21 protein-coding genes are annotated in these 23,253 nt (G+C 69.1%); 3 read left to right on the plus strand and 18 right to left on the minus strand.

Annotated elements, in window-relative coordinates:
- Positions 1 to 35: 35 nt before the first annotated feature.
- The 16 genes from AB0F04_RS24820 to solA all read right to left on the minus strand — a co-directional run bounded on the left by AB0F04_RS24820 (position 36) and on the right by solA (position 18,462).
- Positions 36 to 1,208, minus strand: a complete 1,173-nt coding sequence (locus tag AB0F04_RS24820) for an ROK family protein (RefSeq protein ID WP_362044633.1) — start codon at positions 1,206 to 1,208, stop codon at positions 36 to 38.
- Positions 1,209 to 1,283: 75 nt separating this feature from the next.
- On the minus strand, positions 1,284 to 2,363 hold the full coding sequence (locus AB0F04_RS24825) for a phosphotransferase (RefSeq protein WP_362044635.1): 1,080 nt from the start codon (positions 2,361 to 2,363) through the stop codon (positions 1,284 to 1,286).
- 27 nt (positions 2,364 to 2,390) lie between these two features.
- Positions 2,391 to 3,740: an aspartate aminotransferase family protein gene (locus AB0F04_RS24830; RefSeq protein WP_362044637.1), complete on the minus strand. Its 1,350-nt coding sequence runs from the start codon at positions 3,738 to 3,740 to the stop codon at positions 2,391 to 2,393.
- Positions 3,741 to 3,879: 139 nt separating this feature from the next.
- Entirely contained in the window at positions 3,880 to 5,289 is a 1,410-nt protein-coding gene (gene aspA, locus AB0F04_RS24835) for an aspartate ammonia-lyase (RefSeq protein WP_362044639.1), read from the minus strand.
- Positions 5,290 to 5,379: 90 nt separating this feature from the next.
- Complete coding sequence (locus AB0F04_RS24840) at positions 5,380 to 6,663, minus strand: FAD-binding oxidoreductase (RefSeq protein ID WP_362044641.1); 1,284 nt, start codon at positions 6,661 to 6,663, stop codon at positions 5,380 to 5,382.
- A gap of 49 nt (positions 6,664 to 6,712) precedes the next feature.
- Complete coding sequence (locus AB0F04_RS24845) at positions 6,713 to 7,378, minus strand: haloacid dehalogenase type II (protein WP_362044643.1); 666 nt, start codon at positions 7,376 to 7,378, stop codon at positions 6,713 to 6,715.
- A gap of 47 nt (positions 7,379 to 7,425) precedes the next feature.
- Positions 7,426 to 8,364 carry an aldo/keto reductase gene (locus AB0F04_RS24850; protein ID WP_362044645.1) on the minus strand — a complete coding sequence of 313 codons (939 nt, stop codon included), beginning with the start codon at positions 8,362 to 8,364 and terminating at the stop codon, positions 7,426 to 7,428.
- Positions 8,361 to 9,821, minus strand: coding sequence for an aldehyde dehydrogenase family protein (locus tag AB0F04_RS24855; RefSeq protein ID WP_362044647.1), 1,461 nt, complete (start codon positions 9,819 to 9,821; stop codon positions 8,361 to 8,363). The genes AB0F04_RS24850 and AB0F04_RS24855 overlap by 4 nt, the downstream gene beginning before the upstream one ends.
- Positions 9,818 to 10,771, minus strand: coding sequence for a M14 family metallopeptidase (locus tag AB0F04_RS24860; RefSeq protein ID WP_362044649.1), 954 nt, complete (start codon positions 10,769 to 10,771; stop codon positions 9,818 to 9,820). Before AB0F04_RS24860 ends, AB0F04_RS24855 begins: the two co-directional genes overlap by 4 nt.
- A 23-nt stretch (positions 10,772 to 10,794) precedes the next feature.
- Complete coding sequence (locus AB0F04_RS24865; protein WP_362044651.1) at positions 10,795 to 12,180, minus strand: aminotransferase class III-fold pyridoxal phosphate-dependent enzyme; 1,386 nt, start codon at positions 12,178 to 12,180, stop codon at positions 10,795 to 10,797.
- Positions 12,177 to 13,043: an ABC transporter permease gene (locus AB0F04_RS24870; protein WP_362044653.1), complete on the minus strand. Its 867-nt coding sequence runs from the start codon at positions 13,041 to 13,043 to the stop codon at positions 12,177 to 12,179. The genes AB0F04_RS24865 and AB0F04_RS24870 overlap by 4 nt, the downstream gene beginning before the upstream one ends.
- Entirely contained in the window at positions 13,040 to 13,936 is an 897-nt protein-coding gene (locus AB0F04_RS24875; protein ID WP_362044655.1) for an ABC transporter permease, read from the minus strand. The genes AB0F04_RS24870 and AB0F04_RS24875 overlap by 4 nt, the downstream gene beginning before the upstream one ends.
- Before the next feature lie 3 nt (positions 13,937 to 13,939).
- Positions 13,940 to 15,079 (minus strand): ABC transporter ATP-binding protein, encoded by a 1,140-nt coding sequence (locus AB0F04_RS24880; RefSeq protein ID WP_362044657.1) that lies wholly within the window; start codon positions 15,077 to 15,079, stop codon positions 13,940 to 13,942.
- A complete protein-coding gene (locus AB0F04_RS24885) occupies positions 15,072 to 16,178 on the minus strand; it encodes an ABC transporter substrate-binding protein (protein ID WP_362044659.1) in 1,107 nt (368 codons plus the stop codon). The genes AB0F04_RS24880 and AB0F04_RS24885 overlap by 8 nt, the downstream gene beginning before the upstream one ends.
- Positions 16,179 to 16,258: 80 nt before the next feature.
- On the minus strand, positions 16,259 to 17,320 hold the full coding sequence (locus AB0F04_RS24890) for a succinylglutamate desuccinylase/aspartoacylase family protein (protein ID WP_362044661.1): 1,062 nt from the start codon (positions 17,318 to 17,320) through the stop codon (positions 16,259 to 16,261).
- A 2-nt stretch (positions 17,321 to 17,322) separates the two neighbouring features.
- On the minus strand, positions 17,323 to 18,462 hold the full coding sequence (gene solA / locus AB0F04_RS24895) for an N-methyl-L-tryptophan oxidase (RefSeq protein ID WP_362044663.1): 1,140 nt from the start codon (positions 18,460 to 18,462) through the stop codon (positions 17,323 to 17,325).
- Positions 18,463 to 18,745: 283 nt separating this feature from the next.
- On the opposite strand from solA, the gene AB0F04_RS24900 reads away from it, so the two are divergent.
- From AB0F04_RS24900 to AB0F04_RS24910, 3 genes are all read left to right on the plus strand, one after another.
- Positions 18,746 to 19,492 (plus strand): IclR family transcriptional regulator, encoded by a 747-nt coding sequence (locus tag AB0F04_RS24900; RefSeq protein ID WP_362044918.1) that lies wholly within the window; start codon positions 18,746 to 18,748, stop codon positions 19,490 to 19,492.
- A 259-nt stretch (positions 19,493 to 19,751) separates the two neighbouring features.
- Positions 19,752 to 20,495 carry an IclR family transcriptional regulator gene (locus AB0F04_RS24905; protein ID WP_362044920.1) on the plus strand — a complete coding sequence of 248 codons (744 nt, stop codon included), beginning with the start codon at positions 19,752 to 19,754 and terminating at the stop codon, positions 20,493 to 20,495.
- Between the two features lie 78 nt (positions 20,496 to 20,573).
- Positions 20,574 to 20,855, plus strand: coding sequence for a hypothetical protein (locus AB0F04_RS24910; protein ID WP_362044665.1), 282 nt, complete (start codon positions 20,574 to 20,576; stop codon positions 20,853 to 20,855).
- 17 nt (positions 20,856 to 20,872) lie between these two features.
- Here AB0F04_RS24910 and AB0F04_RS24915 read toward each other — a convergent pair whose 3' ends face one another.
- On the minus strand, positions 20,873 to 21,556 hold the full coding sequence (locus AB0F04_RS24915; RefSeq protein WP_351414079.1) for a haloacid dehalogenase type II: 684 nt from the start codon (positions 21,554 to 21,556) through the stop codon (positions 20,873 to 20,875).
- Between the two features lie 353 nt (positions 21,557 to 21,909).
- Positions 21,910 to 23,127, minus strand: coding sequence for a helix-turn-helix domain-containing protein (locus AB0F04_RS24920; RefSeq protein WP_362044667.1), 1,218 nt, complete (start codon positions 23,125 to 23,127; stop codon positions 21,910 to 21,912).
- Between the last annotated feature and the right edge of the window lie 126 nt (positions 23,128 to 23,253).

Consider the following 23,253-nt stretch of genomic DNA (forward strand, 5'->3'; position numbering starts at 1 on the left):
CCCGGTTCCGCGCCTCTGCGCGGCAACCCCCGGAATCAGAACGCCGGCGCAGCCGGTTCCGCCCTCGGTCCCTGAGCGCGTGCCCTGAGCAGTGCGTCCTGCAGGCGGTTGTGGGTCATGATCAGGCAGGCGTGCACCGCGCCGCATGCAACCGAGAGTCCCAGAACCTGGGAGACGGTCGTGATCCGGGGGACGGCCGGCACGCTGTGTTCGAGTCGCTCGCGTACTTCGGGGAGCACTTCGTCCACCAGGGGGCGCAAGCGGCCGACGAAGTAGACGGATTCGGGGTCGAGGGTCACGGTGACGACGCTCACGGCCGTAGTGACCGCCGTCGTGAAGGCCTTGAGCATCTCCGCACGGGCTCGATGGTTCTGGGCCGTGAGCCACAGGTCCTCGACACGCTCGATGTCCAGTCCTTGGTCACGAGCGAACTTCACCAGCCCGCTGGTGCTCAGCAGTTCGTTGAGGGGCCGGTCGTCGATGCCTGAGGAGAGGGAACCGATGTCGCCGAAAGCGGGTGTACGTCCCCGAGCCAGTTCCCGGTCCCTGCAGGTGGCGAAGTTCAGGGTGCTGCTGACGCTGAACAGGGCAGCGTTGCAGACGTTCGCGTCGTCCGTGAGCACCTGGAGCAAGGACGCGTTCGCGTCACTGTCGAAGGTCACCGGAGCGTCGAGAAGCTCTTCGACGACGCGGTGGAGATGTCTGCCGGAGAAGACCCTCATCGGATCGGCGGGCCGGAAGACCTCCGCGCCGTCACGGACGTGAGCAGGCAGCGCCACGACGACCTGGCGCAGGGGCCCTCGGGCGGATGCGCCGGTCCGCGCGATCAGGTCGGCCAACCACCGGCCTGCAGCGGGCACGTCGTGGTGCTCGACCGTCGGGACGGCCACGTGTCCGATCTCGCGGCCGCGCAGGTCGGTCACCAGCACGCCGGTGGTCAGGGCGCCGAAGCCGACCCCCACGACGTGTCCGGCCGTCTCGGGCACGTCGAGGTACGTCGACGGACGGCCACGCCCGCCGACGGCGTCGACTCCCCCGTCCACGACGAACCCGTCGGAGCGCAGGTCTTCGACGGCCCGCGACACCGTCGCCTTGCTCAACCCCGTGAGCTCGATGAGCTTGTTGCGGGTCATCGGCGCATGGGAGAGAACCACGTCGAGGACACGTGCCTTGTTGTAGTCGCGTGGTGTGGGGTTGATGCTGCTCACCTCATGACCTTAGCGAGATCGGACACGGTCCTGGCCAGTGGTCTCCACCGGACGTGCCGGCTGCCGGGGGGCCGCTCAAGGCGCGCCGTCGCGGGTGCTCAGCAAGCGGTCCACCACCTCCTCCATGGCGACGGCCATGGCCCGTTCGAGGTTGACCCAGTCATCCGCGGCGTGCCCGAGCAGGTAGTCGCGACGCTCCGGCACCCGTTCCGCGCGCCAGTGGGTGACCAGCGCGCGCAGCGTCAGGCGTGCCAGGGCGGCGACAGGCAGGAGCGGGAGTTCCGTGTCCTTGATCGGCCTGGCCCGTTCGTAACCCGCGACGAAGCTGCATGCCTCGCGCCAGGGGTCCCGCGGTGACCGGCCGAGGAGGTTCGCGAGGGACACAGCCGGGTCGAAGATCAAAGCGCTGCGCATGCTGTCACCGAAGTCGATCACTCCGGTGACGAAGCTGTCTGCCCGCGGATCCACCAGGACGTTGTAGGGACTGTAGTCACCGTGGATCACTTGGGTCTCGAGGTCACCCAGTCTCGGAACAACGGTCTCGTGGAAGAGACGGAACACCTGGTGTGCCAGCCGACGGTGGGCGGCACCGGGCGTGTACTCGATCAGCTCCCGCAGCCGGTCGAAGTGCCGGAGGTCCCACACGAGGCGCCGCTCGTCCGCCGGATGCCTGAACGACCTCAGAGCCAGGTCCACTCGCCCGAGCATCCGCCCGGCCTCGGCGATCTGGTGGTGAGCGGGGTTCGTCTTCGCCAGAACGGCACCGTCGACGAAGTCGAAGACGCGCAGGACCCGAACCCCGCCCTCATTCCCCTCGATCGGTACGTTGTCGCTGCCTTCGATGGTCTCCTTGACTCGCTGGACGGGGAGATGAGGAGCTTCGGTCTCGAGGTGACGCATCACAGCCGTTTGCAGAGCTACGACCGCTACCGCCTCGTCGGGCGGGGAGACCTTGACGAGATGGTCGGCTGCTCCGGTCCGCAGCCGGAACGTGTCGTCCTTCTCGGTCGCCAGCCGCTCGAGACGGCCGCTCAGCCGGTAGTGCCGGGCGAGGAGGGCATCCACGTCGCTCATCGCGATGGGTTCGTGGGACGAAGCCAGGCCGCTCTCTTCGAACAGCTGCTGGGCGATACGCGCGGGGGGCGAGGTGTTCACCGTTCGGTCCCTTCGGCTTTCGGCCTGCTAAAGGCGCGTCCGGGCGATCTCCGCGAAGGTTTCGAGGAATCGCGTGACGTCGGCCGAGTCGAAGGCCAACGGCGGTCGGATCTTGAGCACATTGACTGCTTCGCCGGTGCCGCTGATGAGGACGCGGCGCTCGCGCAGGTCGTTGATGACGTCGTCGGCGCGGACCCGATCGGGCTGCAGCGACTCCCGGTTCTTCACGATCTCGACGCCCACGTACAGACCGCTGCCGCGGACCTCCGCCACGTGGGGAGACTCGCGAGTGATCTCCTCGAGGCCGGCTCGAAGGGCTTTGCCGTTGTCGAGAACTCGCTGCTGCACGTTCTCCGCTTCGAAGACGTCCAGCACCGCGGCCCCGGCGGCAACCGCGATCGAACTGCCGGCGAAGGTGTTGAAGTAACGGACGTTCCGTCCGAACTCCTCGCACACCTCGGGTCTGAACACCACGCCGGAGATCGGCATACCGTTGCCCATGGGCTTGCCCATCGTGACGATGTCCGGAAGGACCCCATGGCGACTGAACCCCCACATCGACTCTCCGAGCCGGGCGAATCCCGACTGGACCTCGTCGGCGATGTACACGCCGCCCGCGGCATGCACCTCCTCGACCATGCCGCGCAGGTAACCGACAGGGTCGGTGAACAGGCCGTCGCTGGAGTGCGCGCAGTCGGTGATCAGCGCCGCGAGCCTGTAGCCGTGGCGTTCGAGGTCGTCGATCGCGCCGCGCACCTGGCCGCGCATGTGGTCGGGAAGCGATGAACCCGGCGGGACGAGTCGCGGATCCGGGGCATCGATGAGCCGCACATTCGGCCCGAGCGGCGACCCCGCGCCGAGCGTCGGCGAGAAGCTCGCGACCTCGCGGGTGAGACCGTGGTAGGCCCAGCGGGTCACGATGATTCCCTCGCCGCCCGTGTGGAAGCGAGCCACACGCATGGCCAGGTCGTTCGCCTCGGATCCGCTGCACGCGAAGCTGACCCTGGAGAGCGCTTCGGGCATGGTCGCGACGAGGCGCTCGGCGTAGTCGACGAGTGACTCCTGCACGTACCGCGTATTGGTGTTGACCGCCGCCATCTGGCGGGACACGGCCTCGACGACGTGCGGGTGTGCGTGACCGACACACGGCACATTGTTGTAGGCGTCGAGGTAGTCGTTGCCCTCCCGGTCGAACAGGTGAGCACCTCGACCGGAGACGAACTCGACCGGCTCCCGGTAGTTCAGTGCGTAGCCCGGGCCGAGCACGCTGTTTCGCCGCTTGACGGTGGACCGCAACCGCTCGGGCAGGCCGCCGAGCGCCGCGGGGTCGAACCGGTTGGGGTAGTTGGCCAACGCGCGACTTGGCGTGGAAGTCATCAGCGAATCCCCTCCTTCGTGGCATCTCACCGCGATCGCTTCAGCTGTGGATGCTTTTTGTTTCAGTTTCAGCCTGAAACTTATACCTGACGCGCCGGCACGGCAACCCTTGTGACGGCCAAGAGTGCCCGCGCGTGTCTCAGGCCAGGGTGGGACCGCTGCCGACGAGGATCTCGGGGCGCAGCAGCCCGGCGAGGGTTTCGGCGGGCAGCAGGCCCTTCTCCAGGACCAGTTCGGCCACGCCCCGGCCGGTGGCGAGGGCTTCCTTGGCGATGTCGGTGGCGGCCGTGTAGCCGATGTGCGGGTTGAGGGCGGTGACCAGGCCGATGGAGTTCTCCACACTCGCCCGCAGTGCCGCGGTGTTGGCGGTGATGCCGGACACGCACCGCTCGGCCAGGGTCAGGCACGCCGCACGCAAGTGCGTGATCGACTCCGACAGGGAGTGCAGGATGATCGGCTCGAAGGCGTTGAGCTGGAGCTGCCCGGCCTCGGCGGCCATCGTGATGGTCACGTCGTTGCCGATCACCTCGAAGGCCACCTGGTTGACCACCTCGGGTATCACCGGGTTGACCTTGCCGGGCATGATCGACGAACCCGCCTGCACCGGAGGCAGGTTGATCTCACCCAGACCCGCACGCGGCCCCGAGGACAGCAGCCGCAGGTCGTTGCAGCTCTTGGACAGCTTCACCGCGATCCGCTTGAGCACCCCCGACATCTGCACGAACGCCCCGCAGTCCTGAGTCGCCTCCACCAGGTTGGCCGCCGTCACCAGCGGCAGCCCGGTGATGGCCGCGAGGTGGCGGCGAGCCGACTCGGCATATCCGGCGGGAGCGTTGAGCCCGGTACCGATCGCCGTCGCCCCCAGATTGATCTCATGGATCAACTCCACCGCTTCCGCCAGCCGGGACCGGTCCTCGTCCAGCATCACGGCATAGGCCGAGAACTCCTGGCCGAGCGTCATGGGCACCGCGTCCTGCAACTGGGTGCGGCCCATCTTGAGCACATCGCGGAACTCGACGGCCTTGTGGGCGAACGAGTCCTGCAGAACCGCCATCGCTTTGAGCAGCCCGCGCACCGCGAACACCGTCGCGATCTTGACAGCGGTCGGATAGACGTCATTGGTCGACTGACCGAGGTTCACGTCCTCGTTGGGGTGCAGGAACCGGTACTCGCCCTTGGCGTGGCCCAGCAGCTCCAGCGCCCGGTTCGCCACGACCTCGTTGGCGTTCATGTTGGTCGACGTGCCGGCACCGCCCTGGATGACGTCGACCACGAACTGGTCGTGCAGCTTGCCGGTGCGGATCTCCCGGCAGGCGGCGACGATCGCTGCGGCCTTCGCCGGTTCCAGCCGGCCGAGTTCCTCATTGGCCAGCGCGGCGGCCTCCTTGACCGCGGCAAGGGCATCGATCAGATGCGGATAGGCGGAGATCGGCATGCCGGTGATGGGGAAGTTCTCCGTGGCCCGCAGGGTGTGCACACCCCAGTAGGCATCGGCGGGGACGTCCCGGTCACCGAGCAGGTCGTGCTCGATGCGGGTGGCGGCGGTCATGGGCTGGGGGTCTCTCTCGGGAGGCATGGTGGGGGCCTTCCGCGCCGCTGCGAGGAAGGCCCCCGTGGTGTCACCGGTGCAGGTGCCTGCTCAGAGCAGGCGGTCCTTCGCCTTGTAGTAGGCGCCGCCGAACGGCAGGAACCAGGGTGTGCCGTTGTAGAAGGGGACGGGCACCTTGGGGAAGCCGAAGCCGCGCATCGGGTTGGCCTCGGGGTTGCCGTCCATCATCTCGGCGACCGCGCGGCCCATGTAGGTGGCCATCTGGACGCCGTGACCGCAGTAACCCATGGAGTAGTACAGGCCGTTGACGTCACCCGCGTGCGGGATACGGTCCCAGGAGAAGCCGACCATGCCACCCCACACGTAGTCGATGCGCACCCCCGCCAGCTGCGGGAAGATCTCCGTCATCTCCCGCTTGAGGATGTCACCGCTCTTGACGTCGGACGCCGGGTTGGACGGGGCGAAGCGGGCCCGGCCGCCGAAGGCGAGGCGGTTGTCGGGGGTGAGACGGATGTAGTTGCCGACGTTCTTGTGGGCGACCAGCAGGCGGCCGTTGGGGATGAGCTCCTTGGCGCGCGCCTCCCCCAGCGGCTCGGTGACGATGATGAAGCTGCCGACGTTGATCAGCCGCTTGCGGAACCACGGCAACGACTGGTCGGTGTAGGCGTCCGTCGCCGCCATGACCTGCTTGGCACGGATGGTGCCGTGCATGGTCTCCACCACGAAGCCGCCGCCGGGGAGGCGGGTGAGGCCGGTGGCGGCGTTGCGCTCGTGGATCTCGGCACCGGCACGCTCGGCGGCGTCCGCCAGGCCGACGACGAACTTGCCCACGTGCAGAGCTGCGCCGAGCGGGTCGAGCAGGGCGCCGTGGTAATGATCCGAGCCCAGCTCGGCGCGCAGCTCGCGCTTGCTCAGGACGACCGTCTCGTGGCCGAAGTTCTCGGCCAGGTCGCGCTGCTTGGCGTGCATGCCCTCGAGGTGCTTGGGCTTGCAGACCAAGCCGAGGCGTCCGGCACGGTGGAAGTCGCAGTCGATGTTCTCCTTGACCGCGATCTCCTCGACGAGGTCCACAGCGTAGCGGAACGCGTCGTAGAGCTCGCGGGCGCGCTCCTGCCCGTAGCGCTGGCGGGCCTGGGCCGGGCTGATGGTGATGCCCGGGTTGCAGTGGCTGCCGTTGCGCCCGGAGGCGCCCGACCCGACCTGGTCCTTCTCGACGAGGACGACCCGGGCACCCTTGCGGGCGGCGTGGTAAGCGGTGGACAGGCCGGTGAGGCCGCCGCCGATCACCACCACATCCGCCTCGTCGGGCAGGTCCTTCCCGGAACGGTCGGGCAGGGAGGGGGCTGTGTCCATCCAGTAGGGGATCTGCTTCATGGCGTGCGTCCTCTGTGTTCTCGGTCTGTTTCGCCGGTTGCGCCGTCGGTCAGCAGCCGAGGAGCTTCGGCAGGCCCGACAGGTCGGGCAGCTCGTCGTACGGCTGATAGTCGGCGCTGCCCTTGCGGCCGTAGCGGTTGATCCACACCCGGCGCTTCAGGCCCAGGTCGCGGGTCGGGATGTGGTCGTACTCCCAGCCCTGGGCGACGTGGATGACCTGCGACGAGTCGACACCCATGGTCCGGAAGGCGTGCTTGAAGGTCTGGCGGTCCGGCTTGTAGGCGCCGGCCTGCTGGGCGGTGATGACGTAGTCGAAATCGACGCCGATGTTCTCGACGTTCCGCGCGATCAGGTTGTCGTCGGAGTTGGAGATGATGGCGATCTCGTACTTGGTCTTCAGCTTCCGCAGGGCGTCCGGGACCTCCGGCCAGGGGCCGAAGGTGGGGACGGCGTCCACGAGGGCCTCGCCGTCGGTCTCGCGGTACTCCAGGCCGTGCAGGCGCATGGCGTTGCGCAGGCTGGAGTGCAGGACCTCGTGGTAGGGGCGGTAGGCCTCCAGGACGGCCTGGAAGCGCATGACGCGGAAGTCGTCGAGGAACTCGTCGACATCCAGGTTGTCCAGGTCGAGCCGGTCCTCCAGGACCTTCAGGGTGGTGGGACCGAGCTCGAAGTTGATCAGGGTGGCGTAGGCGTCGAAGGTGACGATCTCTCGCATGGTGTCCAGCCTTGCTCTCGCGGTTCTCTAAAACAGGGGTGGGGGCTTCAGACGACGCGTTCGCCGGGGGCGACGATCGCGTCGAGCACGGCCAGGTCGGCCGGGCTCGGTATCCAGTCGGCCGCCGCCGCGTTGGCGGTGACCTGGTGCGGAGTCATGGCGCCGCAGATGACGGAGCCGACGGCCGGCAGGGCCGCCAGGGCGCCGATCGCCACCTGGAGGAGGGTCAGACCGCGATCGGCGCCGTACGCGGTGAGCGCCTCGACCTTGTCGAGGGCCGCGTCGGTGAGCCAGCCCTGCCGCCAGGACAGCCTGCTGCCGGGCGGAGGCTCCTCGCCGCGCCGGTACTTGCCGCTGAGCAGGCCGTTGGCCAGCGGGTAGTACGGCAGCAGAGCGACGCCGTGGCGCAGACAGGCCGGGATCAGGTCCCGCTCCACGCCGCGGTCGAGCAGGTGGTAGCGGTCCTGGGTGGACACGAAGGCGTCCGTGACCTGCTCGGCCGGGAGGTTGGAGCAGCCGATGTACCGGATCTTGCCCTCGTGGACCAGCTCCTGGAGCGCGGCGACCGTCTCCTCCAGCGGCGTGACGCCGTCCGGTTCGTGGTACTGGTACAGGTCGATCCGGTCGGTGCCGAGCCGGCGCAGTGACGCCTCCACCGCGTAGCGGAGGTAGGCGCGGGATCCACGCGGACCGTACAGGTCGGCCTCCCGGCTCATCTCCATGCCGAACTTGGTGGCCAGGACCACGTGGTCACGGCTGCCCTTGAGCGCGGCGCCGAGGAGCCGTTCACCGTCGCCGCGGGAACCGCCCCGTTCGCCGGACCCGCCGTACATGTCGGCGGTGTCGAACAGGGTGATCCCGGCGTCGAGCGCGGCGTGGACGACGGCCTTCGTGCCGTCCTCGTCGAGGCGGGCGCCGAAGTTGTTGCCGCCCACGCCGACCACCGAGACGGTCGGGCCGCGCTCTCCGAGCGAGCGGTATCTCATGACCGGTTCCCGAACCCGATACAGACGTTCTTGGTCTGCAGATAGCTGGCCAGGCCTTCGAGACCCTTCTCCCGGCCCCAGCCACTGTGCTTGTAACCGCCGAAGGGGAGCTCGACGCCGGTGCCGATGCCGGTGGCGTTGACATAGACCTGGCCGGCACGGATGCCCTCGGCCAGCCGCATCGCCTTGTCGATGTCGCGGGTCCACACGTACGAGGCCAGGCCGTACGGGCTGTCGTTGGCGATCTCCAGGGCCTCGTCCGCGTCGTCGAACTCGATGACGGTGACGACGGGGCCGAAGATCTCCTCGCGGGCACAACGGGCCTGGTTGTCCAGTCCGGTGAGGACGGTGGGCTGGACGTAGTAGCCGTCGGCGAGTTCGGGGTCGGCGGGGGCGCCTCCGCCGGCCCGTGCCACGGCGCCTTCCTCGCGGGCCAGTTCCAGGTAGCCGAGGACCCGGTCCCGCTGCCGTGCGGCGACGAGGGGACCGACGTCCGGGTCGCTGAGACCGGGACCGATGCTGAGGGAGGCGGCGTGCGCGACGAGCTTGTCCAGGAACTCCTCGGCGCCGCGCTGGAGCAGCAGCCGGGTGCCGGCGGAGCAGGTCTGCCCGGCGTTACCGAACGCTGAGGCGGCGACGGCGCCGAGCGCCGCGTCGAAGTCGGCGTCGGCGAAGACGACGACCGGGGACTTGCCGCCCAGTTCGGTGACCGAGGGGACCACGTTGGCGGCGGCCGCCTGGGCGACCTTGATGCCGGTCGGCACCGAGCCGGTGAAGGTGACCTGGTCGATGTCCGGGTGGCCGGCGAGGTCCGCGCCGGTCTCCCCGTCGCCGGGGACGACGTTCAGAACGCCCGGCGGCAGCCCGCACTCCAGGGCGATCCTGCCGATCTCCAGCGGGGTCAGCGGCGCCTCGGGCGACGGCTTGAGCACCACCGTGCAGCCGGCGGCCAGTGCCGGGGCGGAGCCCCTCGCGGTGTTCTGGAGGGGGTAGTTGAACGGGATGATGTGGCCGGAGACGCCGATCGGCTCGCGGACGGTGTAGTCGAGCAGGCCGGGGCCGAGCGGGACCGTCGAACCGCCGAGCTTGTCGGCGACGCCCGCGTAGAACTCGAAGTAGCGGGCCGCCGCCTCGACGTCGTTCTTGGCCTGGCGCAGCGGCTTGCCGACGTCCTGGCTCTCCAAGCGGGCCAGGCGTTCGCCCTGGCAGCGGATGGCCTCCGCGATCCGGTACAGGATGCGTCCCCGGTCGGCGGCACGCATCCCGGCCCACTCGGGGGCGGTGAAGGCCGCGCGCGCGGCGGCCACCGCCTGGTCCACGTCCGCCTTGCCGGCCAACGCCACCTGGGCGATGGCCGTGTCGTTCGACGGGTCGAGGACGGTGAAGGAGCGTCCGTCGGCGGCGGGGACGTGCTTGCCGTCGATCAGCAGCTCGGTCAGCTGCAGTTCGTCGCTCATGGCTGGATCTCCCCCAGGACCTCGCCGAAGATGACGACCTCGTCGCCCGGGCGGACCGTGCGGATCCGGCGGACCCAGAGCACGATGCCGTCCTGCGGCGCGGTGACCTCTTCCAGCGTGGTGCCGTAGTGGTCGGTGATGGTGGCGATCAGGTCGCCTTCCTTGCAGGTCTCCCCCGGCTCGGCGCGGGCGACGAAGAAGCCGCCGGAGGCGGAGCGGGCGAAGGTACCGGAGACCGTCGTGTAGGTGTCCCGCAGCTCTGCCTCGCCGTCGATCATGCCGAGGCTGCGCAGGATGTTGCGGATCGAGTGCATGTGGTGCTCGACGTTGGTCTCGCGGTAGGTGGCGCCGCCGCACTCGATGGTGATGGCGGGCTTGCCGGCCTCGAGGACGGGGTGGCGGACCGTGCCGCCCCACTTGCCGCCCTTCCAGACCAGCTCGTGCCCGGCGGCCAGGGCCAGGTCCGTCGCCAGGTTCTCGTACCCGCCCTGGAGGATGACGAGGGGGGCGATCTCGCCGTAGGCGCCGCCGGTGTGCAGGTCGACCACGGCGTCGACGGCCGGCACGACCTGCTCGACGAAGGTGGCGGCCAGACGCTGCGAGTACGAGCCCTCGGCGTCACCCGGGAAGATCCGGTTGAGGTTGAGGTGGTCGATGCCGCTGGCGCGGGCGGCCGCCTCGAAGGCCGGGGTGTTCAGGCAGGGGATGCCGACGACGGTGCCGCGCAGCGTGGCCGGGTCGATCTCGGCGAGCACACGGCGGATGGCCTCCTGCCCGTCGTACTCGTCGCCGTGCACGCCCGCGTCCACACAGAGGACCGGGCCGTCCTGGGCGCCGTTGACGACGATCAGCGGAATGCCGAGCTCCACGCCGTAGCTGCTGGTGCCGACGGGGATGAGGCCGTGGGCGCGCTCGCCGGGGGCGACGGTCAGCGGACCGATGGAGTACATGTGGTTCCTTCCCAATACGTGGATCAGATGCGGGACGACGCCTCGGCGAGGGTGCCGGCGATGATCGCGGCGATACGGTCGAGGAGGGCGCGGTCGCTGATCAGCGGGGGCGCGATCTGGACCAGCGGCGCGGAGCGGTTGTAGACGCGGGCCAGCAGGCCGGCCTCGCGCAGCCGACGCGGGATCAGATCGCCGATCAGCTCGGACCGGGCCTTGGCACTGAACCCGCCGTCGTCGAGGTCGCCGACGAGTTCGCAGGAGTAGAAGAACCCGGTGCCGCGGACGTCGCCGACGATCGGCAGGTCCTTGAGGGCCGCCATGCGGTTGGCCAGATCGCCCTGGAGACCGCGGACGTTGTCCAGGATGCGGTCCCGCTCCATGATCTCCAGGTTGCGCAGGGCGATGGCCGTGCTCAGCGGGTGCCCGGCGAAGGTGTAGCCGTGGTTGAGGACCGCGCCGGGCCGGTTGATGACCTCGGTGACCTTGGCGCCGACCAGGGTCGCGCCCAGGGGGGCGTACCCGGCGGTGATGCCCTTGGCTACGGTGACCATGTCCGGGCGGGCGCCGTAGCGGTCCCCGCCGAACCACTCGCCGATCCGGCCGAAGGCCGTGATGACCTCGTCGGCGACGAGCAGGAAGCCGTACCGGTCGGCCAGCGCCCGCAACCCCTGCCAGTAACCCTGGGGCGGGGTGATGCAGCCGCCTCGGTTCTGCACCGGCTCGGCGATGAGCATCGCGACAGTCTCGGGGCCCTCGGTTAGGATCGCGGCCTCCAACTCCGCGAGCAGCCATGCCGTGTACACCTCGTCGTCCGCGAACTCCGGTGCGAGACCGTGGCGGTTGGTGTTCGACACGAACCGGGTGTCGATCGCCGGCGGGCCGTACGGCTCCGTCAGGCCGGGGTCGTCGTTGAACGACAGAGTGCCGATGGTCAGGCCGTGGTAGGCGCCGCGCCGGGCGATCGCCTTGGTGCGGCCCGGCTCGCCGCGCAGGGCGTGGTAGCGGCGGGCTATCTTCCAGGCGGTCTCGACGGCTTCGGCGCCGCCGCTCGAGAAGAAGGTGTGCTCGATGTCGACGGGGGCGATCCGGGACAGCCGCTCGGCGAGTTCGATGGCCGAGGGGTGTGCGGACCCTGTCCACAGCGGGCTGTAGCACAGTTCGCGCAGCTGCCGTTCGGCTGCCTCGGCGAACTCGCCGCCGTAGGAGTACCCGAGCTGGCAGCAGTACAGCCCCGACAGGCCGTCGATGTAGCGCCTGCCGTCCGCGTCGTCGACGTACGGGCCCTCCCCTCGCTGGACGACGAGGAGGTCTTCGCCCTGGTCGCCGAGCGATCCGTTGGCGGTCATGTGCAGCAGCAGGTGCCGCTGAGCGGTGGCCGCGGTCAGCTGAGCGGCGGCGGTGGTGGTCATACGGCTTCGCCTCCGGGGTTGGCGACGCCGACCGTGTTCTCGACCGACAGCAGGGAGTCCTGTCGTCCGGAGCCGATCCAGCGGACCAGGGCGACCAGGCCCAGGGCGAGGACGGCGAAGGCGATGAGGATCGCGCTGACCGCAGTGACACTCGGGTCGATCTCGAAGGTCAGGGAGTTATAGACCTGCACCGGCAGGGTGACGGTGTCGACCGAGGACAGGAACTGGGAGATGTAGAACTCGTCGAAGCTGGTGATGAAGGAGAAGATCGCCGCTGCGATCATCCCGGGTGCCGCCAGCGGGAAGGTGATCTTCCGGGCGATGGTGAGGCGCCCGGCACCCATGCTCGCGGCTGCGTCCTCCAGGCGTTCGTCGATCCCGCGCAGTGTCGCGATCAGGATGAGTACCGCGATGGGTGAGGCGAGCACGGTGTGACCCAGCGCGATCGCGATGGGGCTGCCCAGCATCGCCGCGGGTTCGAAGAACAGGAACAGCCCGAGCGCGGTGACGATCTGCGGGATGACCAGCGGCCCGAGGACCAGGGCGAAGACCGCCGAACGCAGCGGCAGTTCGCTGCGGACCAGGGCGGTCGCCGCGGTCACCCCGATGATCAGGGAGAACACGGTACTCATCGCGGCGATCAGAGCGCTCAGGGACAGCGCGGCCGGCCACTTGCTGCCGTCGGCGAACAGGGCCTCGTACCAGTTCAGCGTCCACGTCTGGGGCGGGAAGGAGGCGAAGGCGTTGTTGCTGAAGGAGGTGACCAGGATGACCACGATCGGCAGCGCCAGGAACAGCAGGATCACGGTGGCCACCGCCGTGAGAGCGATGCGGCCGGTGAGGGACTTGCGCAGTTCCATCATGTCGCGCTCCTCTTCTTACGGCTGGCGCCGAGGGAGGTGACGGCCTTGACCAGCAGCAGTCCCGCGAGGGTGAGCACCAGCAGGATGACGCCTTGCGCGGCGGCTCCGTTCCACTGGTTCTCCTTGGTGACCTGCTGGTTGATGAGGGTGGCGATCATCGTCTGGTTGGGGCCGCCCATCAGGGCCGGGGTGATGTAGTAGCCCAGCGACAGGATGAAGCTGAGCAGTCCGGCACTGGCCAGCCCCGGGGCGACCAGCGGCAGGTAGATACGGCGGAAGATGGTCACCTTGCCCGCGCCCATGCTGGACGCGGCCGCCAGCAGACGCCGGTCCACCCCCCGCATCACCCCGTACAGCAGCAGCACCGTGTACGGCAGCATCATCGACGTGGTGCCGATGACCACGCCGAGCTCGTTGTAGAGCAGTTGGAAGGGTGCTCCGGGAACGGACATGCTGGTGAGGGTCTCGTTCACCAGGCCCTTGTCGCCCAGCATGATGATCCAGCCGTAGGTGCGCACCAGAGCACTGACGAAGTGCGGCACGACCACGACCAGCATCGCCAAACCTGCCCACACCGGCTTGAGGCGGCAGATCGCCTGGGCCAGCACGAACCCGAACACCAGGCTGAGGATTGCCGTTTCGGCGGAGATCCTGAGCGTGGTGAACAGCACCGACAGGTTCACACCCGTCAGCGCGTCGGCGTACCAGTGCAGCGTGAACGAACCGTCGGCGTTCTTCAGGCTCAGCAGCAGCGTGCTGAAGATCGGGTAGACGAACAGCACCAGCAGGTAGATGACGACCGGCAGGGCGTACAGGATCCCGACCCGCGTCCGGCGCGAAGCCAGCAGCTTGCGCGGACGGGCGGGAGCCCCCGCGGTAAGGGTGGCAGCCATGACTCACCCCGCCTGTTCGTCGGCGAAGAGGTTGACGTCCTCGGGATCCGCACTGATGCCCACCCGCTCACCGGCGACCGGACCCCGGCCGGCGGGAACCTCCAGGCGCAGCAGCGGCGCCTCCTTGCCCTCGATGCGCACACCGGCGCGGACGAGCGTGCCGACGTAGGTGGCGGTCTCGACCGTGCCGGTACAGAAACCGTCGTCACTGGCGCAGGCGCGCAGCCGGCCCGGCTGCACAGCAACCTTCACCTGACTGCCGGAGGGCAGGTCGTGACGGCGCGCCTTGATCAGGCCGCCACTGTTGTCGAGGCGGACCAGGGTGTGGGCGTCGGTGTGCTGCTCGATACGGCCGGGCAGGAAGTTCGCCGCGCCGAGGAAGTCCGCCACGAACGGCGTCCTGGGACGCTCGAACAGCTCCCTGGGTGTGTCGAACTGCTCGATGAGGCCGTTGCGCATCACCGCGATGCGGTCCGACATGACCAGTGCCTCTTCCTGATCATGCGTCACATAGATGACGGTCAGGCCGAGTTCCTGCTGGATGGTCTTGATCTCCACCTGGAGCTGGTCACGCAGCTTCTTGTCCAGCGCGCCCAGCGGCTCGTCCATGAGGATCACCGGCGGGCGGTACACCAGCGCCCGGCACAGGGCGACGCGCTGCTGCTGGCCACCGGACAGCTCACGCGGCTTACGACCACCGAAGCGGGACAGGCCCGCAATCTCCAGCGTCTCCCCCACCCGGCGGCGGATCTCGTCCTTCGGCACTCCACGCAGGGTGAGCGGGAAGGCGACGTTCTCCTGCACGGTCATGTGCGGGAAGAGCAGATACTGCTGGAAGACGAAGCCGAGGTTGCGCTTCTGCGGCGCCAGCCGCGTCACATCCCGGCCCCCGACGGTGATCGTGCCGGAGTCGGGTTCACAGAACCCGGCGATCATCATCAGCGTCGTGGTCTTGCCCGACCCGGACGAGCCGAGGAAGGTGACGAACTCCCCCGCCGCGATCTCCATCGACGCCTCGTCGACGGCGACCACGTCCCCGTAGGTCTTGCGCAGCGCCACTACCGACAGCGCCTTGCCGGTCGCGGTGACCGGCTTGCCGCCGGCCACCTTCACCGACGGTGCCGCGATACCGAATTCAGCCACGAGCCCACTCCAACCAGCGCTTGGTGACGGCCGACTCGTTCTTCAGCCACCAGTCGATGTCCGTGTCGAAACCCTTGTCGTAGTACTTCGGCGCACCGGCGAGCGCGTTGCGCTCGTCCTCGGTGAGCTTCGCGTAGGCCAGCGGGGACGACGGGTTCGACGGGAACGCCTTCGCCAGCGCGGCCTGGCTCTCCGCCCGCAGCGAGAAGTCCATCAACTGGTAGGCGTTGTCCGCATTGGCGGCGCCCTTGGCGATGGCATAGCCCTGGAACTGCCGGCGCATACCGTTGAGCTGCCTGGTGACCGGGACGCCCTGCTTCTGCAGGTCGGCGATACGACCGTCCCAGACGGTGGACATCGTCACTTCCTGGCGGCTGAGCAGCACACCGGGCAGCGGGCCACTGTCCCAGAACTTCTTGATGTCGCCCCGCAGCCGCGTCAGCACCTTGAAGGCGCGGTCCACATCCAGCGGGTACAGCTTGTCCATCGGCACACCGTCGGCCAGCAGCGCGAACTCCAGCTCCGGCAGGTCACCGTCCGGGTTGCACATCGAACGGCCCCCCTTGAACACCTTGGTGTCCCAGAAGTCCGCCCACGACTCCGGCTTCCTACCCCCGAACGCATCCGTGCGGTACGCCATACAGGCGCCGTAGAAGCTGCTGCCGACGGCATGGTCGGTGATCTGGTTCTCGGGGATCTTGGCGCTCTTCACGCTCTTGACCCGGTCGAGGTCCAGCTTCTCCAGCGCGCCCTGCTTGACGTACTTGGTGTGCGACATCATCGAGTTGTTGATCAGGTCGCACTGCGGCCGGCCCTGCTTGATCTGCGCCAGCAACGGGGCGTCGTCCAGGTTCAGCACCTTCACCTGGATACCGGTCTCCTGCGTGAACGGCGTATAGATCGCCTTCTGCAGCGCCGCGCCGTAGGAGCCGCCGCTGTCACGGACGACCACCGTCTTACCGCCCTTACCGCCACTGCCGGCGACGGACCGGCTGGTACCGGTACCGCAGCCGGAAAGGGCGGTCGCGGTGGCGACACCCGCAGTGACCCCGCCTATTCCTCGCAGGAACAGTCTGCGGTCTATTCGGGCATCTTTCATCGTGTGCCTCCTGGGTGGTGCTGGCCGTGAGAAGGGGTGCGGCTGGGGACGTAGAAGAAGGGGGGGTGGCTTGAGGGGGGCTAGGGGCGGGGATCCGCCTCGTCCGATCCGGCGCCCAGACCGGGGGGCCGGAGGGTGTCGGCCCGCGCGGCCGTGTCGGGGTCCCACGGGACGGCCAGGGCGGCCAGTTCCTTGCCGGGGGCGACGGTGAGGCCGTGCATGCCGTAGAAGATCCGGCCGTCGGCCGGGGCGTGGACGGTGTGCTCGGTGCCGTCGGCCGGGTCGATGATGCGGCCGAGGACGTCGCCCTCGGCGACTTCGCCGATGACATCGGCGTCGAAGGAGAACTCCGGGAACCACAGGCCGGTGGCTTCGGCGGTGGCGCCGCCGGACCATACCCACTCGCGGATCGGTTCCGGAGCGGAGCCGTCCTGTTCGAGGACGCCGAGATGGCGAAGTGCCTTCAGCAGACCGTCGACACGGCGGAGGGCGGTGGCCTCGTCCCGCCGGCCGAGCTCGCCCACCTCTACGAGGACCGCCGAGATGTTCCGGCGGGCGGCGGCAGCGTGGCTGTTACCGCCCTCGGGTGTCAGCCCGAGGATGACGTCCTGGATGCCGAAGGAGCCTGCCAGTTCGGCCGTCGCCTTGTCCAGGTCGGGGTCACCGGTGAGGCGGTAGCCGACGAAGTCCCGCAGGACCTGGTCGATGCCGCCGCAGTGCAGGTCGACGTAGACGTCGGCGCCGTCGATGAGGTGGGTGAAGAGCCAGGCGGCCAGCCGCTCGGTGGGGCCGCCGTCCGGGTCACCGGGGAAGACACGGTTGAGGTTCACGCCGTCGACCGGGGAGACGTTGAGCCGGCCCTGGTACACGGCGGGAGGGTTGGCGACCGGACAGACGATCACCTGACCGCTCACCTCACCGGGCTCCAGCAGGTCTGCCAGGCGCACGGCGGCTTCGATGGGCGTGAACTCGCCGCCGTGCACACCGGCGGTGATGACGACCCGGGGGCCCGGGCGGGATCCGTTGACCAGGGTCACCGGGATGTCGGCGGTGAGGGTACCGAGTTCGGCCCGGAGCGTGGCGCGCGCCTTGGTGCCGGGCAGGGCCTGAAGGGAGCCGACGCGGAGGGGGGTGTCGTGCATGGTCATGCCTCCGTACGGCCGACGGTGGAGAGGAAGTCGATGGGCTGGGATGAGGCGCCGTGCAGCGCGAGGTCCGCGGCGATGTCGCCGAAGGCGGGCGAGAGTTTGAAGCCGTGACCGGAGAATCCGGCGAGGAGGATGACGTTCTCGGCGCCGGGCAGCGGGCCGACCAGAGGGCGGCTGCTCTCGGTGTAGCCCTCCATGTAGACGGAGAGGCGGGTGGGGTCCGGATGCAGGTCGGGCAGGTATCGCCCGATCAGCTCGGAGAAGATCTCCAGCTCGTCCGGGCGCACGGTGCGGTCCAGTCGGTTGGGGTCGTCGGCGAGCCGGTGCAGCACGCGGGACAGCCCGAGCTTGACCGAGATGCCGTCCGGGGAGGGCAGGCCGTAGCAGTGGGTGGGTGCCGTGCGGATGAACGCCGGGCGTTCCTCGCCGAACCAGGCGTCGGGGGCGGTGGGTACGTACCAGGCGCTGACGAGGCGGCGGACTTCCACCTCCCAGGGCAGGTCGGGCAGCAGGTCGTTGACCCAGGGACCGGGAGTGACGACGGCGGTGTCGAAGCGCTCGCTGCCGGAGTCGGTGCGGATCTCCACGCCGCCGGCCACGGGGACGATCTCGCGGACCGTGCTGTAGCGGTGGATCACGGCGCCCAACTGCTCGGCGCGGCGTGCGGCGGTCTGGATCGTCAGCTCCGGGCGGATGAACCCGGCGCGGCGGTCGAGTACGGCCGCGTCGCCTTCCTCGATGCGGTACTGCGGGAAGCGCTTGGCCAGCGTGTCGGCGTCCAGTACCTCATGGTCGAGGTCGTGCTCGGCGATGGACTCGAGGACGGTGGCCATCTGCTGGTGCTCGGTCGGCCCCATGAGCAGGCATCCGGTCAGGCGGCGCAGCTCGCGGCCGGTCTCCTGCTGGAGCTGTTCCCAGAGGGCGTCCGCGTGTTTGAGGAGCGGAACGTACCGGGAGTCCTCGAAGTGCGCGCTGCGGAAGATGCGGGACTCGCCGCCGCCGGCACTGCGGTCGTGGCCGGGTGCGTAGCGGTCGTATCCGACGACGTCGGCACCGCGGGCCGCCAGCCGCCAGGCGGCCTGGCTGCCCATCGTTCCGACGCCGATCACCGCGACGCGCTTCCTGGCAGCTGACACAGGACTTTCCTTTCGTATCGCCGAGGCGCATGCTGAGCCATCGACGTGAGGCTGTTCGATTCGAGAGGATTTGGACGGGAGCCAGGTCCTCCTCGCGGACCTGCGGCTCGCAACCGCCGCTTCTCGCAGTCCGGCTCGCTTCTGAGGGATCTCCCCGAGGGCCGTGCCACTATGTGGAATGCTGTGCTAGAATCTGGCACAGAGAATGACAGTGGCCTCAGGGAGGCGTCAAGAGGGTGTCCGGCGAAATTTTTACGGATCAACAGGGGGAAAACGGATGGAAATGAAGAGCGTCACCAGGTCCCTTCGGGTCCTGGAGGCGGTCGCTCAGCATCAGCCCGTGACCGTGGGGGAGCTGACGAAGCTGTTCGGGCTGCCCAAGTCCACCGTGCAGCGCACGTTGGTCACGCTGGCGGAGGCCGGCTGGCTGCGCGCCAACCGCAAGGACACCACCCGCTGGGAGATCGGCGCCCGCGTCCTGGCCGTACGCCCCGCCGCACTGCAGGGCTCCAGCCTGTTCGCCGCCGCCCGTGAACCCATGATCCGGCTCCGCGACGCGCTCAGCGAGACCATCCACCTGTCGGTGCCGGACGCCCTGCAGGGCATGGTCGTCGTGGACCGCGTCGACTGCGACCACGCGGTACGAACCTTCCACACGATCGGCGACACCTCACCCCTGCACGCCACCGCCGTCGGACGCGCCGTCCTCGCCCACCTTCCGAGGCAGGACGTCGAAGAGCTCATCGCGGCGGGGCTTGAGCGGTTCAGCGACACGACCCCCGTCGAGCCCGACGAGCTGCGCGCCGAGCTGGGCCGGATCCGCGCCGACGGTTACGCGGTCAACCGAAACCAGTACCGGCCGGGTGTCTGCGCCGTCGCCGCCGCCGTGCTCGACGAGGACGGCACTCCGCTGGCAGCCGTGGCAGCCTCCATGCCCGAGGCCCGGTACACGGATGAGCGGGCACCCAAGTGGGGCCACCTCGTCGCCGACACGGCCGCGGAAATCTCACGGCGCCGCCTGGGCGCCTGACCGGCAGACGATCCACAAGCCGTCGACCGAGGGCCGGCTCCCGCGCGTCAGCGTGGGAGCCGGCCCTCGGCCTTGTGTCACGGCAGCCTTGCCCGCGCCCGGTGGGCTGCGTCGTCTTCGGCTTGCCGAATGACCCCCCTCCGTACCACATCGTGGAACGCTATGCTGTACTCTGGCATGGATCGCGGCCGAGAACTCCGTACTGGAGCCAAGAGATGAGCACCGGGAATCCACGGGCCCGAGGGGGTATCGAATGGAGATGAAGAGCGTCACCAGATCGCTGCGCGTTCTGGAGGCGGTCGCCCGGCATCAACCCGTGACCGTCGGGGAGCTGACGAGGATCTTCGGGCTGCCGAAGTCCACCGTGCAGCGCACCCTGGTCACCCTCAATGAGGCGGGTTGGCTACGGGCGAACCGCGAGGACACCACCCGCTGGGAAGTCGGCGCCCGCGTCCTGGCCGTACGCCCCGCCGCGCTGCAGGGTTCCAGCCTGTTCGCCGCCGCCCGTGAACCCATGATCCGGCTCCGCGACGCGCTCAACGAGACCATCCACCTGTCGGTGCCGGACGCCCTGCAGGGCATGGTCGTCGTGGACCGCGTCGACTGCGACCAAGCCGTTCGCACCTTCCACGCCATCGGCGACACCTCACCCCTGCATGCCACCGCCGCCGGGAACGCCGTCCTGGCCCATCTGGCGAAGTCCGAGGTAGAAGAGGTCGCCGCGGGGACGCTGGAGGGTTACGGCGAGGAGACCATCACCGACCCGGGTCAACTGCGCGCGGAGCTGTGCCGGGTGAGAGAGCGTGGCTACGCCGTGAACCACAACCAGTACCTGCAGGGTGTCTGCGCGATCGCGGCGCCCGTGCTGGACGAGGACGGCACCCCGCTGGCCGCCGTGGCCGTCTCCCTGCCCGACTCCCGCTTCGAGCCGGACGGTCTGCCCGAGCTGGGCCGTCTGGTCGCCGAGACGGCTACGGAGATCACCGCCCGGCACCTGGCCTGACGACGGTCCCGGCGACGGCCGACCGGGGGACTCCAGCCACGGCTGCGCGCGTTCGAGTACAGGCTCGACAAGCTCGGCGTGCCACCCGACGAGCTCGTGCATGTCTCCGCGAGCCCGATGTACGACCTGCGGTCCGCGGCCGTCCCGGGCATCGAGAACAAGGTGCACCTCGACCGCGGCTCCGAGTACGACGAGCACCGGCTCGGCTACGAGCGGACCGCCGACATCGCCGGCCTCCCCGTGGACGTGAAAGTGCGCGCTGAGCGGATCGAGCAGGGCTCCGTCGTAGTAGTCGCAGCCCTGCTCGGCACCGCCGCGCCGAAGGCGTCGTACGGCTTCCGGGCCCGCGGCTGCCCGTAGCGCTCCGGGTCCCGGCCTCAGCAGCCGAGCAGGGCCGGCAGGCCGGACAGGTCGGGCAGCTCGTCGAAGGGCTGGTAGTCGGCGCTGCCGCGGGCGCCGATGGAGCCGTTGTGGCCGTAGCGGTTGATCCACACGCGGCGAGCGAGGCCGAGGTCGCGGGTGGGGATCAGGTCGTACTCCCAGCCCTGGGCGACGTGGATGACCTGGGCGGGGTCGATGTCCATGGCCTGGAAGGCGTACTCGAAGGTCTGCCGGGACGGCTTGTACGCCTTGGCCTGCTGGGCGGTGATGACATGGTCGAACTCGACGCCCATGTTGGCCAGGTTCTGGGCGATGAGGTCGTCGTCCGTGTTGGAGATGATGGCGATCTCGTACCGGGACTTCAGCGCCCGCAGGGCGGCCGGGACCTCGGGGTGGGGGCCGAAGGTGGGCACGGCCGCGACCAGGGCCTCGCCGTCGGACTGCCGGTACTCCAGGCCGTGCAGACGCATGGCTGTCTCCAGGCTGGCGGGCAGCAGCTCGCGGAAGGGGCGGTAAGCCTCCAGGACGGCGTGGAACCGCATGATGCGGAAGTCGTCGAGGAACTCGTCGACGTTCAGACGGTCCAGGTCCAGCCGGTCGGCCAGGACCTTCAGGGTGGTGGGGCCGAGCTGGAAGTCGACCAGGGTGCCGTAGGCATCGAAGGTGACGATCTGGCGCATGGTGTTTCAACCTCTTTCCGGATGTGTGGGCACCTGTCAGCCGGGAGTCACGATCACGTCGAGTGCGTCCGGGCCGGCCGCATCGGGGTCTCAGGGCCTGAGGGCTGAGCCGGTGTCCGACGGGCCGCCGCAGAAGGACGAGCACCCGGACAGGGCCCGGGACGGCGAATGCTTGATCAGGTAGTCGGTGGCAGCATCATGACTGCTCCGATGCGATGAGCCTTTCCGGCTCGAAGTGATGCGTCAGTGAAGCACCGGGGAGAATCCGGCAACAAGGGACGTGAGGCCCCGAGTTCGACTGCGGATTTTGTGCCTCTGCACAATTTGCCTCGCCCCGTCCCGCGATCGGCGGATCAGGACATCGTCGCCCGGAAGCGGGTGCCCGCGTCCGTCTCCAGCCAAGACAGGGCCAGTACCAGCCGGGCGGCGTCGTTCGGTCGGGACAGCTTCAGCCCGGTCGCCTCTTCCACAGCCTGCAGGCGATTGCCCACCGTGTTCCGGTGACGGTAGGTGCGTGCGGCCACCTCGGCGACAGAGCCCAGGTCGAAATACCGGCGCAGGGTCTCGACGATGCTGTCGCTGTCGCGCAGCCCGAGCAGTGGGCGCAGCACGCCGATGGCCATCGCACCGGTGAGCTCCTCCTGCGCCGACATGATCGCCCCGATCCAGTGGCCCTCCACGTGCCGCACCCCGGGCTGCGCGGAGCTGCGGATCGCGGCACGTGCGAACCGGATGCCCCGCGCCGTCAGCGCCAGGCCGGGGACTTCCGCGACGCCGCAGCGCCACGGGGCGAACGGCCGGAGCATGGCAAGCACCGTCTCTTCATCGCGCCGTCCGTGACCGATGATGCCGAGGAGCTCGTCGCCCATCCATCCGAAGTGACGGACCAGGCCGCCCCGACGCAGCGCATCGTCGACCTGGGACACGGCCGGGTCCCCGGTGGGAACGGATTCGACCACGACCACGGTCAGGGCGGCGTTCTCGGAGAAGCCCAGCAGCGTGGAGGCCTCGGCGACGGTGGAGGGATCCTGCTCCCCTTCCAGGACCAGGCGGCTGAAGGCGCGGTTGCGCACCTCCGTACGACGGCTCGCCAGGTCGCGCTCGGTGCGGCGGTAGGCGTCGACGACCTCGACGCTGTTGGCGTCCGTCGCCTCCCAGACGCGGATCAGCCCGTCGAGGAAGTCGGGATCGGCACTGATGCCACGCGCTCGCCCCTCGGCGAGCACGGCCTCCCACAGGGTCCTGAGATCCAGTTGGAAGGAGTGCATCAGAGCGGTCAGGGGGAACCCCTGCTCCGCTCGCTCACGTCCCACGTCCTCGGTGGCGCGCGAGACCGCCCGGGGCACGGGACCGCCGGCCAGCCGGGTCAGGGCGAGTTCGAGGGTCCGTCGCATCCCCTCCCGCTTCTGGACCGGGTCCCAGCCGGCCGACGCGTAGGCGGGCTCCTCGGCTTCCAACTGTTCCAGAGCACGAGAGGTCAGTTCGTCGAGGCGTTCCTCGAGGAGCCGGCGCGCGATCTCCTGCACGGCGTCGTGGCGAGCCCCGCCCTGACGGCGTCCCGGGCCGCTCATGAGGACCGCCTCTCCCGACGGCAGCTGTCACCGGACGGATCCGGGGCCGTCTCCTGGTGACGCTGCTGACGTGCTGGTGTGGGTCCCTGACAGAAATTGTGCACAGGCACAAAATACGGGGTCGAT

Origin of the sequence: Streptomyces sp. NPDC029041, from assembly GCF_040637515.1 — a bacterium.
Taxonomy (GTDB): domain Bacteria; phylum Actinomycetota; class Actinomycetes; order Streptomycetales; family Streptomycetaceae; genus Streptomyces.

Excerpts from the sequence above, each read along its gene's own strand:
- AB0F04_RS24855 (WP_362044647.1), bottom strand. The coding sequence starts at position 9,821 with ATGAGCGACGAACTGCAGCTGACCGAGCTGCTGATCGACGGCAAGCAC.
- AB0F04_RS24860 (WP_362044649.1), bottom strand. The coding sequence starts at position 10,771 with ATGTACTCCATCGGTCCGCTGACCGTCGCCCCCGGCGAGCGCGCCCAC.
- AB0F04_RS24915 (WP_351414079.1), bottom strand. The coding sequence starts at position 21,556 with ATGCGCCAGATCGTCACCTTCGATGCCTACGGCACCCTGGTCGACTTC.
- aspA (WP_362044639.1), bottom strand. The coding sequence starts at position 5,289 with ATGACCGCCGCCACCCGCATCGAGCACGACCTGCTCGGTGACCGGGAC.
- AB0F04_RS24900 (WP_362044918.1), top strand. The coding sequence starts at position 18,746 with ATGAAGAGCGTCACCAGGTCCCTTCGGGTCCTGGAGGCGGTCGCTCAG.
- AB0F04_RS24840 (WP_362044641.1), bottom strand. The coding sequence starts at position 6,663 with ATGAAGCAGATCCCCTACTGGATGGACACAGCCCCCTCCCTGCCCGAC.
- AB0F04_RS24920 (WP_362044667.1), bottom strand. The coding sequence starts at position 23,127 with ATGAGCGGCCCGGGACGCCGTCAGGGCGGGGCTCGCCACGACGCCGTG.
- AB0F04_RS24870 (WP_362044653.1), bottom strand. The coding sequence starts at position 13,043 with ATGATGGAACTGCGCAAGTCCCTCACCGGCCGCATCGCTCTCACGGCG.
- AB0F04_RS24890 (WP_362044661.1), bottom strand. The coding sequence starts at position 17,320 with ATGCACGACACCCCCCTCCGCGTCGGCTCCCTTCAGGCCCTGCCCGGC.
- AB0F04_RS24830 (WP_362044637.1), bottom strand. The coding sequence starts at position 3,740 with ATGACTTCCACGCCAAGTCGCGCGTTGGCCAACTACCCCAACCGGTTC.
- AB0F04_RS24845 (WP_362044643.1), bottom strand. The coding sequence starts at position 7,378 with ATGCGAGAGATCGTCACCTTCGACGCCTACGCCACCCTGATCAACTTC.
- AB0F04_RS24905 (WP_362044920.1), top strand. The coding sequence starts at position 19,752 with ATGAAGAGCGTCACCAGATCGCTGCGCGTTCTGGAGGCGGTCGCCCGG.
- AB0F04_RS24885 (WP_362044659.1), bottom strand. The coding sequence starts at position 16,178 with ATGAAAGATGCCCGAATAGACCGCAGACTGTTCCTGCGAGGAATAGGC.
- AB0F04_RS24875 (WP_362044655.1), bottom strand. The coding sequence starts at position 13,936 with ATGGCTGCCACCCTTACCGCGGGGGCTCCCGCCCGTCCGCGCAAGCTG.
- AB0F04_RS24865 (WP_362044651.1), bottom strand. The coding sequence starts at position 12,180 with ATGACCACCACCGCCGCCGCTCAGCTGACCGCGGCCACCGCTCAGCGG.
- AB0F04_RS24850 (WP_362044645.1), bottom strand. The coding sequence starts at position 8,364 with ATGAGATACCGCTCGCTCGGAGAGCGCGGCCCGACCGTCTCGGTGGTC.